The following is a 15868-nucleotide window of genomic DNA, read 5'->3' as shown; positions in this document are numbered from 1 at the left end:
GTGCGCGAACCGCGCGGCTGTCAATTCAATCTCATCAACTGAACCAAAGGCAAGACCATGACCAACAAACTCGCCGCTTTGACACTTTCCACCGCGCTGGTGGCGCTTGCTGCCCCCGCCTTTGCCCAATCGCAGGGTGATTGGACCGTCGGTGTCGGTGTCGGTTACCTCAACCCCAAGTCCGACAATGGCACGCTGGCCGGACAAAAGGCCGAGATCGACTCGGACACCCGCCCGATCTTCACTGCCGAGTATTTCATCCGTGACAATCTTGGCATCGAACTGCTGGCCGCTACACCGTTCAAGCACACCGTAACCCTGGGCGGAAGCACCGAGGCTGGCACCGTCAAGCACCTGCCGCCCACCCTGTCGCTGAACTATCACTTCCCGACCAACAGCGCATGGAAGCCCTATGTCGGTGCCGGTCTGAACTACACTATCTTCTTCGACGAGCAGTCCGCACTGGGTGATCTGAAGGTTGATGACTCTTTCGGCGTCTCGCTGCAGGCCGGTCTGGACTACATGGTCTCGGACAATGGTGCTGTCCGTCTGAACGTACGCTGGTTCGACATTGACACGGACGTCAAGCTGAACGGAACCAAGATCGGCAAAGCCGATATCGATCCCTTCCTTGTCGGCGTATCCTACGTTCATAAGTTCTGATCCTTACAAGGAAAGCGCTTCGCAGTTCCCTCGTCTGCGAAGCGTTTTCTTCTCTCAGCGCATCTCGTTCATCAGTTCCCGCCCGATCAGCATCCGGCGGATTTCGCTGGTGCCCGCGCCAATCTCCATCAGCTTGGCATCGCGGAAAATCCGGCTGACCGCCGAGTCAGACAAGAACCCTGCCCCACCCATCGCCTGAACAGCCTGATGCGCCTGCGACATGCCCTGTTCTGAAGCATAAAGACAGCACGCCGCCGCATCCTGACGGGTTACATCCCCCCGGTCACAGGCTTTGGCGACCTCATAGACATAGGCCCGCGCGGAATTCATCGCGGTATACATATCGGCGATCTTGCCCTGCATCAGTTGAAAGCTGCCGATCGGTTTGCCGAACTGCTTACGCTCAGCCAGATAGGGCATGATCTCATCCAGACAGGCCGCCATGATGCCGGTTCCAATTCCGGCCAGAACCACACGTTCGTAGTCCAGCCCGGACATCAGAACCGCAACGCCCTTACCTTCTTCGCCCAAAACGTTTTCGAACGGCACCTCGACATCTTCAAAGATCAGCTCGGCCGTGTTCGAACCGCGCATCCCCAACTTGTCGAAATGGGGCGAAGTCGAGAAGCCCTTCATCTCTTTCTCAATCAGAAACGCGGTGATGCCCTTCGATCCGGCCTCCGGGTTGGTCTTGGCATATACGACCAGCGTATCCGCGTCCGGCCCGTTGGTGATCCAGTATTTGTTGCCGTTCAGCCGGTAGTGATCATTGCGTTTTTCCGCACGCAACTTCATCGACACAACATCGGATCCGGCGGAAGCCTCGGACATGGCCAACGCACCAACATGTTCGCCCGAGATCAGGCGCGGCAGGTATTTCGCCTTTTGCTCGTCATTACCGTTCAGCTTGATCTGATTGACGCACAGGTTCGAATGCGCGCCATAAGACAGAGAGACCGAGGCCGATGCCCGCGCAACCTCTTCCACAGCTACAGTGTGGGCCAAATAGGACATCCCTGCCCCACCGTATTCCTCGGATACAGTGATGCCGAGCAAACCCAGATCGCCCATCTCTTTCCAAAGCTCGTTTGGAAATGCGTTCGAGGCATCGATTTCACCCGCCATCGGCTTGACCCGCTCCTGCGCCCACCGGTGTACCATTTCACGCAGGGCATTCACATCCTCGCCCAGATCAAATTGCATGGCCGCCGTGAACATAAGCGATCTCCTCTTTCGCATTAATGAACAGTTGTTCAATAAATAGCAGCGAATCTGAATTGGGTCAACGACGGCATCCCAAAAACAAACCGCCGCCCTGATCGGGGCGGCAGTTTCATACAAATAAAGCGTGCGCGTCACGCGCACTCGATTGGATTACGACTGATACACTGCGCTCACCTCTGCCCGAATGATCCGTGCGATCAGCGCGCAATCATCAAGCGAAAAAGTTAAGGGAACGCGCATGTCGACGATCCCGGCGAGGATTCGATCACTTTTTGGCATCGGCGCGCTGTCGGCATATCGCCAGCTGTCATAGCGCGATGTAAAGCCGTTCGGCTCGGCCCCGCCGAACCACTTAAGCTCGACCCCCCGGGCCGCGCAGCGCTGGATAACCTCGTTTACCCGCTCCGCCGACCAATCGAGCAACAGGAACTGGATCGAGGAACCGACAAATGTCTCGGCCTCTGGCCGGTCGACAACGCTCAGACCTGGCGTCTCGCGCAGGCCTTTTTCGATTTCGAAATAGCGTTCGTTCCAGCGTTCGATCTGCCGATCCAGATCGCGCAATTGCGGGCGCAGGATTGCGGCCCGCAGATTATCCATTCGCCCCGAGACATTGGGGGTATGATACTTGATCCGCTCAAACACCTCTGGCCCCGGTGCCGCAAGGTGGCGTTCGTACAGCATGTAGGACCCCGACAGCATCGTTGCCTTTGCCGCCAGTTCCTCATCATCGGTGATAAGCAAGCCGCCCTCGCCCGAATTGACGTGTTTGTAGGTCTGGCAGGAATAGCAGCCAATCGCGCCTTGTCGGCCCGAAACCTGCCCATGCCACGCAGCGCCCATTGTGTGGGCGCAATCCTCGATCACCGTGACACCTGCGGCATCGCACATCTGCATCAGCCGATCCATGTCACACAGATGACCACGCATATGGCTCAGCATCAAAACGCGGGCCTGATCCAGCTTGGTTTCGAGATCGTCCAGATCAATCGTAAGGTCTTCGGTCACGCCCACAAAAACGGGGCGCGCGCTGACCGAAGCAATAGATCCGGGCACAGGTGCCAGAGTGAACGTGTTCGTCAACACCGGGTCCCCCGGTTTGACCCCCACGGCCCGCAGTGCCGTGGCCATCGCATAGCCGCCCGAGGACACGGCCAGACAGTATTTTGCACCTGTCTGGGCGGCAAATTCCTGTTCCAGCAGGGCGGTTTCGCCCAATTCGCCAGGTACGACGTTATAACGATGCAGACGCCCGTGGCGCAGTACCGCCAGCGCGGCCTCAACCGCCTCTTCTGGAATGGGTTCCTGCTGTGTGAAGCTGCCAGTGAATATCTCGGTCATAAGAGTGTTCTGGTCCTGCAAAACGTTCGGGTCAAGGGATTACGCGGCCGCGCCAATCAACTCTGCAACCAATTCTGGTAAATCATGGAAATGGTGCAGCAGAGCTTCGGGTTCCAGCGCGGCCATATCATCGCCGGACGGGCCGAAGGTAACCAATACCGACGGCACACCCGCGGCGCGGGCAGTGTTTCGGTCAGTGTCGGAATCGCCAATCAGAACACATAAATCAGGATGACCACCCGCCCGGCGTGCAGCTTCACGCAACGGCTCCGGATCAGGCTTTCGCACCGACAGCGTGTCTGCACCAACCAAGGAGGCAAACAGGTCACGCACTCCCATCTGCGTGAGCAACTGATGTGCCAATGCCTCGGGCTTATTGGTACAGATGCCAACCCCGTAACCTGTGGACTTCAACGCTTCCACCGCGTCCAGCGCGCCAGGGTAGAAATGGGTATGCGTGTCGATTTCGTCGGAATATGCCTCAAGCAGCATCGGGTAGTAGTCTTGAACCGTTACATCGTCATAGGCGCCCACCCGTTTCAACCCATGGGTCAGCATCATTCGGCCACCACGCAGGGCAACGCCCGCATCTTCGCCGTGAACCAACACATCCCCATGCCCCATATGCCGAAAACAGTGGTTGGCGGCGGCCAGCAAATCGCCCGATGTATCGGCCAAGGTCCCGTCCAGATCGAAGATAACCGTACGCATATTGCCCCCTAATTCGGCGAGTCTTCGCCATAAGTGTTGCAAACGGCAATCTTGTTTGATGCCCGAACCGCTTGCGCCTTTGAACTCAGCGGATAAAACGGGCTGCAACAAAACACAAAGAGAAATCGTTTTTATGACCATCGCCCTTGTTATCCTTGCCGCCGGAAAAGGCACCAGGATGAATTCGGATACCCCAAAAGTTTTGCACCCGATTGCCCAAACGCCGATGTTGGTACACGCGATGCGCGCCGGTGCGGTGCTGTCACCCGAACGAACGGTTATTGTCACTGGTCACGGCTCTGAGGAGGTTGCTAAAGCCGCCACTGCCGAGGATGAAGCTGCGCAGATCGTCGTGCAGGAAGAACAGCTTGGAACAGCGCATGCCGTTGCGCAGGCGCGGGATGCTCTGGACGGATTCGATGGCGATGTGATCGTCCTTTACGGCGACACGCCCTTTATCGATCGCAGAACACTGGAGCGTATGATTGAGGCGCGCGCATCCTTTGATCTGGTCGTGCTGGGTTTTGATATTGCCGAAGTTCAGCCCCGTTATGGCCGGTTGATCATGGATGGTGAAAAACTGGTCAAAATCGTTGAATACAAAGACGCAACCGAAGAACAGCGCGCCATTCGCTTTACCAACAGCGGGCTATTGGCCTGCAACGCAAAACTGCTGTTCGAATTGATTGACGCGGTCAGCAATGACAACGCCTCGGGCGAATATTACCTGACAGAAATCGCGGCGCTGGCAAATGCGCGTGGGCTGTCGGCAACAGCGATCAAATGCGACGAGGCTGAAACTATGGGGGTGGATTCTCGCGCTGACCTGGCCGCGGCTGACGCCCAATTCCAAAGCCGGGCGCGCAACGAGTTGCTGGCACTGGGTGTAACGTTGATGGCACCGGAAACGGTGTACTTGGCAGCCGACACGGTTATTGGACGAGACGCTGTTATCGAACCCAATGTTGTTTTCGGACCGGGCGTCACTGTTGAAAGTGGAGCAATAATCCGATCGTTTTCACACCTTGAAGGTTGCCACATAAGCCGCGGTTCAATCGTTGGGCCGCACGCCCGCTTACGCCCGGGTACGGAATTGGCTGAAAACACGCGCATCGGCAATTTCGTCGAACTAAAAAACACGGAAATCGCTGAAGGTGCTAAAGTTAACCATTTGAGTTATATCGGCGACTCAACTGTTGGGGCAAAATCCAATATTGGGGCGGGCACGATCACCTGCAACTATGATGGCTTTAACAAACACCGTACAACGATTGGCGAAAACGTCTTTGTCGGCTCGAACACTATGCTGGTGGCACCGGTGAAGGTGGGTGACGGCGCGATGACCGCCGCCGGCACGGTTGTCACGCGTGATGTCGAGCCCGAAGCGCTGGCGATGGCCCGCGCCAAACAGGAAAATAAGCCCGGTTATGCAAAAAAATTGTTTGATTTGTTGAAGGCAAAGAAAGCGCGCCGCAACTAAGGAGCCTGATTTATGTGTGGTATTGTTGGTGTACTGGGCGAGCACGAAGCCGCGCCCACCCTGGTCGAGGCCCTAAAAAGACTGGAGTATCGCGGATACGACAGCGCCGGGATCGCGACTGTCAATAACGGCAAACTTCAACGTCGCAGGGCGGTGGGCAAACTTGTCAACCTCAGCGATCTTCTGGTGCACGACCCCCTGCCAGGAAAATCCGGTATCGGTCACACCCGCTGGGCCACCCATGGCGCACCATCGGTGACCAACGCGCATCCGCACAAGGCCGGCCCAGTAGCGGTGGTGCATAACGGAATCGTCGAGAACTATCGTGAGCTGCGGGCAGAACTGGCGGAACACGGGATCGATTTTACAACAGAAACCGATACCGAAACCGTCGCTCTGTTGACCGAGCATTATCTGAAGACCGGCCTCTCACCTATTCAAGCTGCGTTTAAGACGATCGACCGACTTGAGGGCGCATTTGCATTGGCGTTCCTTTTCGATGGAGAGGACGACCTGATTATCGCCGCGCGTAAAGGATCTCCACTGGCCATCGGGCACGGAGATGGCGAGATGTATGTAGGTTCAGACGCCATCGCACTGGCCCCGCTGACCGACCGTATCACCTATCTTGAAGAGGGTGACCGAGCAATACTGACCCGGACCTCTCTGGAGATTCGCAACGAAGATGGTGAATTGGCGAACCGCGAAACGCGTCGGATCAAGCTGGATCACACGCGGACCGGTAAGAATGGCCACAAGCACTACATGGCTAAGGAAATCGCCGAACAGCCCGTGGTGATTGCCGACGCGATCCGGTCTTATTTGCCCGGCAACGGCGATCAGGTGGTTCTGCCTGGCGCCGATCTGGATTTCACCAAACTGGATCGATTGACCATGGTGGCCTGCGGTACCGCATTTTACGCCTGCCTGACGGCGAAGTACTGGTTCGAGCAATTGGCCCAACTGCCAGTCGAGGTCGATATCGCCAGCGAGTTCCGCTATCGCGAACCTCCGATCACGGGGCGCACGATGGCGCTGTTCGTCAGCCAGTCGGGTGAAACCGCCGATACTCTGGCGGCGCTGCGCTATTGCGAAGGCAAGGCGGACAAAATCGTCTCGGTCGTCAACGTCCCCGAAAGTTCGATCGCCCGCGAAAGCGATATTGCCCTGCCAATCCATGCAGGCGTTGAGATCGGCGTGGCTTCGACCAAGGCGTTCACGTGTCAACTGAGCGTTCTGCTGATGATGGCGCTCAAGGCGGCTGCGGATCGCGGTACGCTGACCGACGACGAGCTGGCCGACCACTATGCTGCGCTACGCGGCCTGCCAACGGTGATGAATGCAGCGCTGGATCAGAATCCGGCCATCAAGACGTCCGCACAGCGCCTGTCCGAAGCCCGCGACGTTCTGTTCCTGGGTCGCGGCCTGATGTATCCGCTGGCGATGGAGGGGGCGCTGAAGCTCAAGGAAATCAGCTATATCCACGCCGAAGGTTATGCTTCGGGTGAGCTGAAGCACGGACCAATCGCCCTGATCGACAAGAACATGCCTGTGGTGGTCATGGCGCCGCGCGACACCGTGTTCGACAAGACGGTGTCGAACATGCAAGAGGTGATGGCGCGCAAGGGTAAGGTCATTCTGATCTCGGACGATGACGGGATTGCCGAGGCTGAAGATGGCGTCTGGAGCATCATCCGGATGCCGCATGTTCACCCCAGCCTGGCGCCGATCCTCTATTCGGTCCCGGCACAACTGCTGGCCTATCACACGGCGGTGGCCAAAGGCACGGATGTAGACCAGCCGCGCAACCTGGCAAAATCGGTTACAGTGGAGTGAGACATGGCCAAGCAATTTCCGGAACTGGATGACGGGCAGCGTAAATTCATCGAAGAACAGCACATGTTCTTCGTCGGCACTGCGGCACCCGACGGACGGGTCAACATCTCGCCCAAGGGCATGGATTCGCTGCGCGTTCTTGGCCCGAACCGGATTGCCTGGATGAACCTGACCGGCAGCGGCAACGAAACCGCCGGTCATCTGCTGGAAGCCAACCGCATGACGCTGATGTGGTGTTCGTTCACGACCCGCCCTATGATCTTGAGAACCTATGGCACCGCGCGCACGCTGCATATGGGGGATGAGGGCTGGGATGAATTGGCTGGCCTGTTTCCCGATCACCGTAGTGCGCGTCAGATCTATGATCTGGATATCGATGTGGTCCAGACTTCGTGCGGCTATGCCGTGCCGTTCATGGAATATCAGTCCGAACGCGACACGATGCAGAAATGGGTCGATGGCAAGTCCGACGAGCAGATCCAATCCTATTGGGTTGAAAAGAACCATCAGACCATTGATGGCAAACCCACGCGCACCCGACCCTGAGTTTATTGATGCTTGAAGCCTATCTGGACCAGATCAAAGCCCATTCCGATCCCGAGCGCGCCGAACAAATGGCGGCCTATCACAAGGCCGACCGCACCCATCTGGGCGTGGCAAACCCGATCCTGAATGATCTGACCAAAACCTGGCGAAAGGAGTTGGATATCGCAGCGCGCGTCGAATTGGCAGATGCGTTGTGGCAGACCAATATCCACGAAGGACGCCTTGCCGCTGCAAAACTGCTGACACAGGCACGCATCCGACCTGATGATGCCGTTTGGGACCTGCTGCAAAGCTGGTTGCCGGATTTTGATGCCTGGGCTGTGGCGGATCACGCCTGCATGGCGATGCAAAAGCGCCTGTCAGCCGACCCTTCGCGGCTGGATCAGGTGGAAAGCTGGACAAAATCGGACCACATGTGGACCAGGCGCGCGGCGCTGGTGGCGACCCTGCCCTGGACCAAACAGAACCACCCCAAACCAGAAGACCTGCAACGCCGAGACCGCATTCTGGGTTGGGCTGCAGGCTATGTGCCCGATCGCGACTGGTTCATTCAAAAGTCTGTTGCGTGGTGGCTGCGGGAGCTGTCCAAGCACGACCCGGACCGCGTTATCGCCTTTTTGCAAACACATGGCGACGCGATGAAACCATTTGCGCGAAAAGAGGCCGGCAAGTATTTGAAAGGTCAGTTGGAATAAACTTCCAGCTCAACCAATTCATCAAATGGCAGTAGCAGGGCCCGCATCGCATCCAGCGAAAGGCGGCTGCCGCCCCCGGCTGGCCCGGTTGCTGGAATTAAAGTGATATAGGCCTGCGCGCCCGTCCGCGGTACAACCACGCGCCCGGTGAATTCAGTCTCCACCAAAGACGTTTCCAGCCATCGACCAGGTGTTGTGGGATCTCCCAGACCGGCAATCGTGGTTTTTGGACCGAGCCAACCAGTGGCGGCAACGGCAACGGGTTGCGGCTCGACCACCTCTTCTACAACGGCTGGTTCTGCCTCTTCAGGGGGCTTGTCACCACCAAAGACACGATCGGTGGTCGACCGCACGGTGTCACATCCCGCCACCAGAACACAAAAAGCCAAAAGCGCATATCTCATGACGCAAACCTATCGCCCTGCGCGCATCTGTTCCAGCGCAAAGCGCAGTTCGCCCTTGTCGCAGGGCGGTTGCAGCTTTACCTATGTCGCATGACAGCTCCGCTTATCGACCCGTTCGCACGTGCCATCACCTATCTCCGCGTATCCGTCACGGATCGCTGCGATTTCCGCTGCGTCTATTGCATGTCCGAGGACATGACCTTTCTGCCCAAGAAAGACCTACTGACGCTGGAAGAGCTTGACCGCATGTGCTCGACCTTTGTGAACATGGGTGTTGAAAAGTTGCGCATCACCGGCGGCGAGCCACTGGTGCGCCGCAATATCATGACGTTTTTCAATTCGATGACCCGACACCTGGACAGCGGCGCACTGAAAGAGCTGACGCTAACCACCAATGGTTCGCAACTGCACCGATTTGCCGATGATCTGTACGCTGCAGGGGTTCGTCGCGTGAACGTATCGCTGGATACGCTGGACGAAGACAAATTTGCCAAGGTCACCCGTTGGGGGCGCCTCAAGCAGGTGCTGAACGGGATCGACGCCGCGCAGAAAGCGGGCCTGCGGGTCAAGATCAATGCGGTCGCCTTGAAAGGGTTCAATGAACCCGAATTGCCAAAGATCACTGAATGGTGTGCCGAGCGTGACATGGATCTGACCTGGATTGAGGTCATGCCCATGGGTGATATCGGAAACGAAGACCGCCTGGACCAGTACTGGTCTCTCGAAGATGTGCGCAAGGAATATGAAAAACACTATTCCGTCACGGATCTGGCCGAACGGACGGGTGGACCTGCGCGTTACGTACGGCTTGAGGATACAGGCCAGAAAATCGGCTTTATCACACCGCTGTCGCATAACTTCTGCGAAAGCTGCAACCGCGTGCGCCTGACCTGCACCGGTGAGCTGTACATGTGCCTTGGGCAAGAGGATATGGCCGACCTGCGCGCGCCGCTGCGCGATCATCCCGACAGTGATAAATCATTGGAAGAGGCAATCAGGTCCGCGATCACCCTCAAGCCCAAAGGGCATGATTTCGACTATTCCCGTCAGGCGGTCGACGGCCAGATGAGCCGCCACATGAGCCACACGGGCGGCTAAAGTGCCAAACAACCCCGACCAGCCAACGCTGCTGTACAAGCTGTATTGCGGCCTGACTTCCGTTGCGGCCCCGCTGGCATGGCGCACGGTTCGCAACAAGCTGCAGGCGGCGGGCGTTCCCGAAACGCGCCAGCAGGAACGCCTTGGCCACGCCACGCAAACCCGCCCCGATGGGCAGCTGATCTGGTTCCACGCCGCCAGCGTTGGCGAAACTCTGTCGGTCATCAGTCTCATCAAACGTCTGGGCGAACGCCTGCCCAAGGCTGAGTTTCTGATTACCTCCGGAACCCCAACTTCGGCCGCGCTGATCGAAAAACGGATGCCACCGCGCGCGCGCCATCAATACCCACCACTGGACACAGCCGGACCGGTGAAGCGTTTTTTGGATCACTGGCGCCCTGACGCCGGTGTCTTCGTCGAAAGTGAAATCTGGCCGCGCCTGATCGTCGAAGCATCCGGGCGCGACGTTCCACTGGCGCTGCTCAACGCGCGCCTGTCGGATCGCTCGGTCGAGGGATGGAAGAAGCGGCCCCAAACCGCGCGATTTATTCTGGACCATTTCACACTGTTCCTAACCCAGAATGACAAGACGGCGGGAAATCTTATCGACATGGGCGCACGCCCCGATCGGGTACAGCCCGGCACCAACCTCAAGGCGATGTCGGACCCGCTGCCGGTCGATCAGGCCACGCTGAGCGATATCCGTGCTCAGATCGCCGACCGCCCGATCTGGATCGCCAGTTCGACCCATGCAGGTGAGGAGGAAACGGTTCTGGCCGCGCATGCCAAGCTGTTGCAACGCTGGCCTGATCTGCTGCTCCTGCTGATCCCCCGCCATCCCGAACGACGGTCAGAGGTTGCAGATCTGCTCGAGTCCGCCGGGCAGTCTGCCGCCTTCCGCACCAAGGGCGACAAGATCGCGCCGCAGACTCAAGTTTACGTCGCTGACACACTGGGCGAAACCGGCACATGGTACGCATTGTGCCCTATCGTGTTCCTGGGCGGCTCGCTCAAGGAAATCGGCGGTCACAACCCGTTTGAGCCCGCACAGGCCGGTGCTGCTGTGATCACTGGTCCGGGGTACTTCAATTTTGCGGAAACCTTCGCGCCACTGATCGAAAGCGGTGGCGCGACCGAGGTCAATTCCGCTCCGCAACTCGCGGATGCCGTTGCGAATTGGGTGTCAGACGACGCCGTGCTGGACAAAGCGCGGGCTGGCGCGAAATCCTGCGTAAACAACCAGAAATCCGCGTTGGACGATGTGATCAATACTTTGTGCGATACACTCAACCTCGCCTGACGCAGCAAGGGTCCACCTTCATCTGGCCATAAATATCCCGGGGAGCGCGAGGGGCTGGCCCCTCGCCTCCCTATGCCTTCATCAGGCCGCGGGCATCCGTTGTTCCACGATCCCGGCCCACCAGCTGCATCCAGCCGGAATCGCCTCGTCGTTAAAATTATATTCGGGATGATGCACAGCCGCTGTGTCGCCATTGCCAACCAGGATGTACGCTCCGGGCCGTTCTTCCAACATAAAGGCAAAGTCCTCACCGCCCATGATCAAGGGCGCTTCGTCACAGTTTCCAGACACCGAGCGCGCGACATCTGCGGCAAAATCGGTCTGCTCGTCGCTGTTTACCATCACCGGATAACCCCGGTAATAGGTCACATCGGCCTGACCACCAAAAGTGGTGGCGATACCTGCGCAGATTTCCTGAACGCGCTTTTCAGCCAAGTCGCGCATTTCCTTGCTCATCGTGCGCACGGTCCCTTTGATCTTCACCGATTGGGGGATCACATTGAACGCGTTTGACGATGTCTCAAACGACGTGACCGAAACCACAAGACGATCAATCGGGTCAGCATTGCGCGATGCAATGGTCTGCAGCGCCAAAACGGCCTGAGCAGCAATTACCGTGGTGTCGACCGTTTCATGCGGCTTGGCGGCGTGCCCGCCTTTGCCTTCGAAAGTGATATCGAACTGATCTGTTGCCGCAAAAAAGGCCCCAGGCCGAATGGCGAAACTGCCCACCGGGCGGCCGGGCCAATTGTGCATGCCGTAGACCTCTTGAATGCCCCAGCGGTCCATCATGCCGTCTTCGCACATCTCGCGCCCGCCGCCGCCGCCTTCTTCAGCTGGCTGGAAGATCACGACTACGGTGCCGTCAAAATTGCGCGTCTCGGACAGGTATTTCGCGGCCCCCAACAGCATGGCCGTATGCCCGTCATGCCCACAGGCATGCATGGCGCCGTCAGTTTTCGAGGCATAGTCTAGCCCGGTCGCCTCGTGGATCGGCAGCGCATCCATATCCGCCCGCAGCCCGATCACCTTGCCGCTTGTGTCCGTCTTTCCCTTGATCACGCCGACAACTCCGGTTCGGCCGATACCTGTCACCACTTCATCACAGCCAAAGTCACGCAACCTGTCGGCGACCAGGGCACTGGTGCGGTGGGTTTCGAACAGGATTTCCGGGTTTTCATGAATATCGCGTCGCCACTCGGTGATTTCACCCTGCAACTCGGCGAACCGGTTTTTGATCGGCATGTTGGTCTCCTAACTGTTGGTTTTCCGGCCTGCTGCTCCGCTACGACCCCGCCATGACTTCAATCTGTTTCGGCAGGTCGCAACGAACCCGCCAACAGGACAATGAATACGGCCAGCGGCAACAGCGCCGTGAATGCTACGCGCAATGTAAGCATCTCTGCGAGAAACCCAATAAGCGGCGGGCCAATCAACAGTCCTCCGTACCCCAGCGTGGCGACGCTGGCGATCGCCTGCCCCGGTGGCACATTGGGATCACTTGCCGCCCGGCTGAACGCCAACGGCATGATCACCGCGTATCCGACCCCCATCATCGCAAAACCTGCCAATGCCAGCCCTGCCTCGGCAGCGGACACAACACAGAACACACCCAAAGCGGCGCAAGCCCCGCCAAATCGCGCTGTCGCGACCGGTCCAAAGCGCGCGATGACAAATCCACCTGCCAAGCGGAAGGCAACCATGGCTACCGAGAATACCGCATAGCCCAATGCCGCAATGCTTTCGGCGGCGTCGGTCACGTCCCGTAGGAAAATCGCACTCCAATCCGCCACTGCACCTTCCCCCAAAGCTCCGCACAGAGCGGTGAAGCCCACAAGGATCAAAGCGCCTGAAGGCAAAGCAAAAACCTTGCCTCCGGACACGGCCGCGCGGCGCGATGTCCAGCGTACCCATGACAATGCCAATGCCAGCCCAACGACGATCCCGCCCGCCAGCAAAAAGTGTTGGATCACTGTCAGCCCCATCTGCACCGCTGCAAATCCGCTGAGGGCGCCCAACCCAGCCCCAAGGCTCCACATCGCGTGGAATGATGACATCACGGGCTTCTTGTACGCCTGCTCAACCTCCGCCGCCCAGGCGTTCATCGCCACATCCATCGAGCCGTGGAAAGCCCCGAATACAAACAAAAAAGCCGCAAGCGACCAGAAACTACCCGCGAGAGCCAGAAGGATCAACGAAACCGTATAGAGAACGGCAATGTACCGCGTCAGAACCACCGCGCCGAACCTGTCGGTCAACCGGCCTGTGATCGGAAATGAACACACTGCGCCCGCCGCCATGAACAACAGGCCATATCCCAGTGTCTCATGCGTCAGGTCCAGTTTGTCCCGGACCGCTGGAATGCGCGATGCCCAGATGCCGAACAATGCGCCATTCAATATGAACATGGCGGCCACGGCCCGCCACGCCGACACGATTCCAATCACAGAGAATTCCTCGACCCAAGTGTCAAACGCGTTTGTTGTACAACTCGCAGGTCCAAAGGCAAATACGGATCTACTCCAACCGCTTTCGAATCCTGCGGACGGCAAACCATACCGCCAGGACAACCGGAATCGTCACCGCTGCGCTTAACATCCCTTTACTGATCCCGGTACCCGTCAGGGGGTAGAGCAGATAGCTGACCAGCGATACGGCGTAATAGCTGATCGCAACCACGGAAAGCCCCTCGACCGTGTGTTGCAGACGCAGGGCCAAATCGGCGCGGCGATCCATGCTTTCTAACAGGGCCTGGTTTTGCGCGCTGCGCTCAACATCGACACGGGTTCGCAGCAACTCCCCTGCACGGATGGCTCGATCAGACAGGGCTTGCAGGCGGCGTTCCGTGGATTTCACCGTTCGGATCGCCGGGTCGTATCGGCGCATCATAAAGTCCGCAAAGTTCTGACCGCCTTCAAAACGCTCTTCGCGCAGGACCTCAATCCGCTGATTTACGATGGCCTCATAGGCACCCGTGGCTCCGAACCGGAACGAACACTGCGCAGCAAGAGTTTCCAGTTCAATCGAGGTTGACAGCAAGTCCTGAAGCAACTCGTCGGGCTGGGCAGAATTGTCGGTCATCTGCCCCATCAGGCGCGTCAGCTTTTCATCAAGCTTTCCGATACGAGGCATCAGTTGTTTGACCCGCGCAAAACCCAGCATGGACATTGCCTTGTAGGTCTCGATCTCACACAAACGCTGGACGATCCGTCCCGTCCTGCGCCGACCGGTTCCATTCGCGACAAACAGCGCAAACCGCATGTGCCCTGCCGGATCGATACGAAAATCACTTGCACAAACAGCTGCGTCATCCAGCACCCGAGCAACAGCCAGGCTTTCTGGTTCGAACCATTCCAGCAGCTTGGATTTGATCACCTCGTCGCCTTCGCGTTCGACAACCCGCACCATGGCCGACGTGACCCTCTGACCGGGGCTGGCCATCAACCAGTCGGGGGGAAAAACCTCAAAATCAGCCGGGTTGAACGCACGCTCGCTGACGTTCTGGGCGATGGCCGTATAGGTCACGAACTCGGTATGTTGCTCCCACTTCAACCAATGGCGGCCGATTTGTCCGGCATAGTGCGTGGCGTCCGGCTGCGGATGCTGCGCCCCGTGGCGGTCGAGAAGATCGATCAGGTGATCCAGATCTTCGCGGCGATCCCGTGCGACGGCGGCAACAGATTTCTTGATCGCAAGAAAGACCACTGTACAGGGCATTGCCGCCACCGGAAACGGACGGGCGTGCAATTCATTAGCCAGCGCATAGCGCAGCGGATGGTCATCTATCGGCGTCATCTTGGGCTCCGTTTCGTCCGAGGCACTATACGACACCTAAAAAATTCATCAATTCTCTTTTTATTTCATATACTTACAAGGATACTACGGTATACAAACCCGCTATCTCATTGATTTGGCTGCCACAGCTCGATCGGGTTGCCCTCTGGATCATGGATGCGCGCGAACTTGCCAACCTCACTGTCCCACTCTGCGTTAGTTTCAACCTTGATCCCTGCGGCTTCAAGCTGTGCAATCATGGTGGCTAGGTCATCGACACGAAAATTGATCATCCACTGCTGCTCGGATCTTCCGAAGTACGCGGTGTCCTGCGCAAAGGGGGCGAAGACTGTGTAACCCTCGCGCTGTTTCCATGGCTCCGGGATATAGTGATTTACGCCCAGATGCTTTTCATACCACGCGCTCAGGACCTCTGGATCGCGGGCGCGAAAGAACACGCCGCCTATGCCGTTCACTTTTTCCATCGGGCACCTCCTTTTCAATTTAGAGTACACTAAAAACAGAAAAGGCGCCCGCTGGGGCGCCTTTCCGAAAGTTATCCTGACCCGGTTCAGTCGATCATGGGCAGGAGTTTGTCGAGGCTTGCCTTTGCGTCGCCGTAGAACATGCGGGTGTTTTCTTTGAAGAACAGCGGGTTTTCGATGCCCGAGTACCCGGTGCCCTGGCCGCGTTTGGACACGAAGACCTGCTTGGCCTTCCAGCATTCCAGAACCGGCATGCCGGCGATGGGGCTGTTGGGGTCTTCCTGCGCCGCAGGGTTCACGATGTCGTTCGA

16 protein-coding genes are annotated in these 15868 nt (G+C 57.9%); 7 read left to right on the top strand and 9 right to left on the bottom strand.

What is annotated here, in order from left to right; all coding sequences use genetic code 11:
• Positions 1 to 57: 57 nt before the first annotated feature.
• Positions 58 to 663 (top strand): OmpW/AlkL family protein, encoded by a 606-nt coding sequence (locus AC2FLA_RS00080; RefSeq protein ID WP_109310444.1) that lies wholly within the window; start codon positions 58 to 60, stop codon positions 661 to 663.
• A gap of 54 nt (positions 664 to 717) precedes the next feature.
• On the opposite strand, the gene AC2FLA_RS00075 is transcribed toward AC2FLA_RS00080, so the two are convergent.
• From AC2FLA_RS00075 to AC2FLA_RS00065, 3 genes are all read right to left on the bottom strand, one after another.
• On the bottom strand, positions 718 to 1881 hold the full coding sequence (locus AC2FLA_RS00075) for an isovaleryl-CoA dehydrogenase (protein ID WP_282153997.1): 1164 nt from the start codon (positions 1879 to 1881) through the stop codon (positions 718 to 720).
• A 156-nt stretch (positions 1882 to 2037) separates the two neighbouring features.
• Positions 2038 to 3228, bottom strand: coding sequence for a DegT/DnrJ/EryC1/StrS family aminotransferase (locus AC2FLA_RS00070; RefSeq protein WP_496719558.1), 1191 nt, complete (start codon positions 3226 to 3228; stop codon positions 2038 to 2040).
• A gap of 39 nt (positions 3229 to 3267) precedes the next feature.
• Positions 3268 to 3939 (bottom strand): HAD-IA family hydrolase, encoded by a 672-nt coding sequence (locus AC2FLA_RS00065; RefSeq protein WP_496719556.1) that lies wholly within the window; start codon positions 3937 to 3939, stop codon positions 3268 to 3270.
• Between the two features lie 133 nt (positions 3940 to 4072).
• On the opposite strand from AC2FLA_RS00065, the gene glmU reads away from it, so the two are divergent.
• The 4 genes from glmU to AC2FLA_RS00045 are packed head-to-tail and all read left to right on the top strand — an operon-like array spanning position 4073 to position 8496.
• Positions 4073 to 5419: a bifunctional UDP-N-acetylglucosamine diphosphorylase/glucosamine-1-phosphate N-acetyltransferase GlmU gene (gene glmU, locus AC2FLA_RS00060; protein WP_496719555.1), complete on the top strand. Its 1347-nt coding sequence runs from the start codon at positions 4073 to 4075 to the stop codon at positions 5417 to 5419.
• 12 nt (positions 5420 to 5431) lie between these two features.
• The gene (gene glmS / locus AC2FLA_RS00055) at positions 5432 to 7255 is read left to right on the top strand and encodes a glutamine--fructose-6-phosphate transaminase (isomerizing) (RefSeq protein ID WP_496719553.1); all 1824 of its coding nucleotides are present in this window, start codon (positions 5432 to 5434) and stop codon (positions 7253 to 7255) included.
• A gap of 3 nt (positions 7256 to 7258) precedes the next feature.
• The gene (locus tag AC2FLA_RS00050; protein WP_496719552.1) at positions 7259 to 7801 is read left to right on the top strand and encodes a pyridoxamine 5'-phosphate oxidase family protein; all 543 of its coding nucleotides are present in this window, start codon (positions 7259 to 7261) and stop codon (positions 7799 to 7801) included.
• An 8-nt stretch (positions 7802 to 7809) separates the two neighbouring features.
• On the top strand, positions 7810 to 8496 hold the full coding sequence (locus AC2FLA_RS00045) for a DNA alkylation repair protein (protein ID WP_496719550.1): 687 nt from the start codon (positions 7810 to 7812) through the stop codon (positions 8494 to 8496).
• On the opposite strand, the gene AC2FLA_RS00040 is transcribed toward AC2FLA_RS00045, so the two are convergent.
• A complete protein-coding gene (locus AC2FLA_RS00040; protein WP_496719549.1) occupies positions 8484 to 8900 on the bottom strand; it encodes a hypothetical protein in 417 nt (138 codons plus the stop codon). The genes AC2FLA_RS00045 and AC2FLA_RS00040 overlap by 13 nt on opposite strands.
• A 90-nt stretch (positions 8901 to 8990) precedes the next feature.
• Here AC2FLA_RS00040 and moaA point away from each other — a divergent pair, with 90 nt between their 5' ends.
• Both moaA and AC2FLA_RS00030 read left to right on the top strand, forming a co-directional pair.
• Positions 8991 to 9998 (top strand): GTP 3',8-cyclase MoaA, encoded by a 1008-nt coding sequence (gene moaA / locus AC2FLA_RS00035; RefSeq protein ID WP_058274374.1) that lies wholly within the window; start codon positions 8991 to 8993, stop codon positions 9996 to 9998.
• 1 nt (position 9999) lies between these two features.
• Positions 10000 to 11298: a 3-deoxy-D-manno-octulosonic acid transferase gene (locus AC2FLA_RS00030; protein WP_496719548.1), complete on the top strand. Its 1299-nt coding sequence runs from the start codon at positions 10000 to 10002 to the stop codon at positions 11296 to 11298.
• A gap of 81 nt (positions 11299 to 11379) precedes the next feature.
• Here the strand turns inward: AC2FLA_RS00030 and AC2FLA_RS00025 are convergent, their stop codons facing one another.
• From AC2FLA_RS00025 to AC2FLA_RS00005, 5 genes are all read right to left on the bottom strand, one after another.
• Positions 11380 to 12543, bottom strand: coding sequence for a M20 aminoacylase family protein (locus AC2FLA_RS00025; protein WP_496719546.1), 1164 nt, complete (start codon positions 12541 to 12543; stop codon positions 11380 to 11382).
• Positions 12544 to 12602: 59 nt separating this feature from the next.
• Positions 12603 to 13745 (bottom strand): MFS transporter, encoded by a 1143-nt coding sequence (locus AC2FLA_RS00020; RefSeq protein WP_282153989.1) that lies wholly within the window; start codon positions 13743 to 13745, stop codon positions 12603 to 12605.
• 70 nt (positions 13746 to 13815) lie between these two features.
• Positions 13816 to 15093, bottom strand: coding sequence for a DUF3422 family protein (locus tag AC2FLA_RS00015; protein WP_496719544.1), 1278 nt, complete (start codon positions 15091 to 15093; stop codon positions 13816 to 13818).
• A 107-nt stretch (positions 15094 to 15200) separates the two neighbouring features.
• Positions 15201 to 15557, bottom strand: a complete 357-nt coding sequence (locus tag AC2FLA_RS00010; RefSeq protein ID WP_496719542.1) for a VOC family protein — start codon at positions 15555 to 15557, stop codon at positions 15201 to 15203.
• A gap of 86 nt (positions 15558 to 15643) precedes the next feature.
• The coding region (locus AC2FLA_RS00005; protein WP_496719540.1) for an NAD(P)(+) transhydrogenase (Re/Si-specific) subunit beta at positions 15644 to 15868 on the bottom strand (225 nt) is incomplete at its 5' end.

The sequence above is a fragment of the Ruegeria sp. CDSA033 genome, from assembly GCF_059612305.1.
Note: the sequence above shows the minus strand (reverse complement) of the source record. Positions and strands in the feature narration are given on the sequence as shown.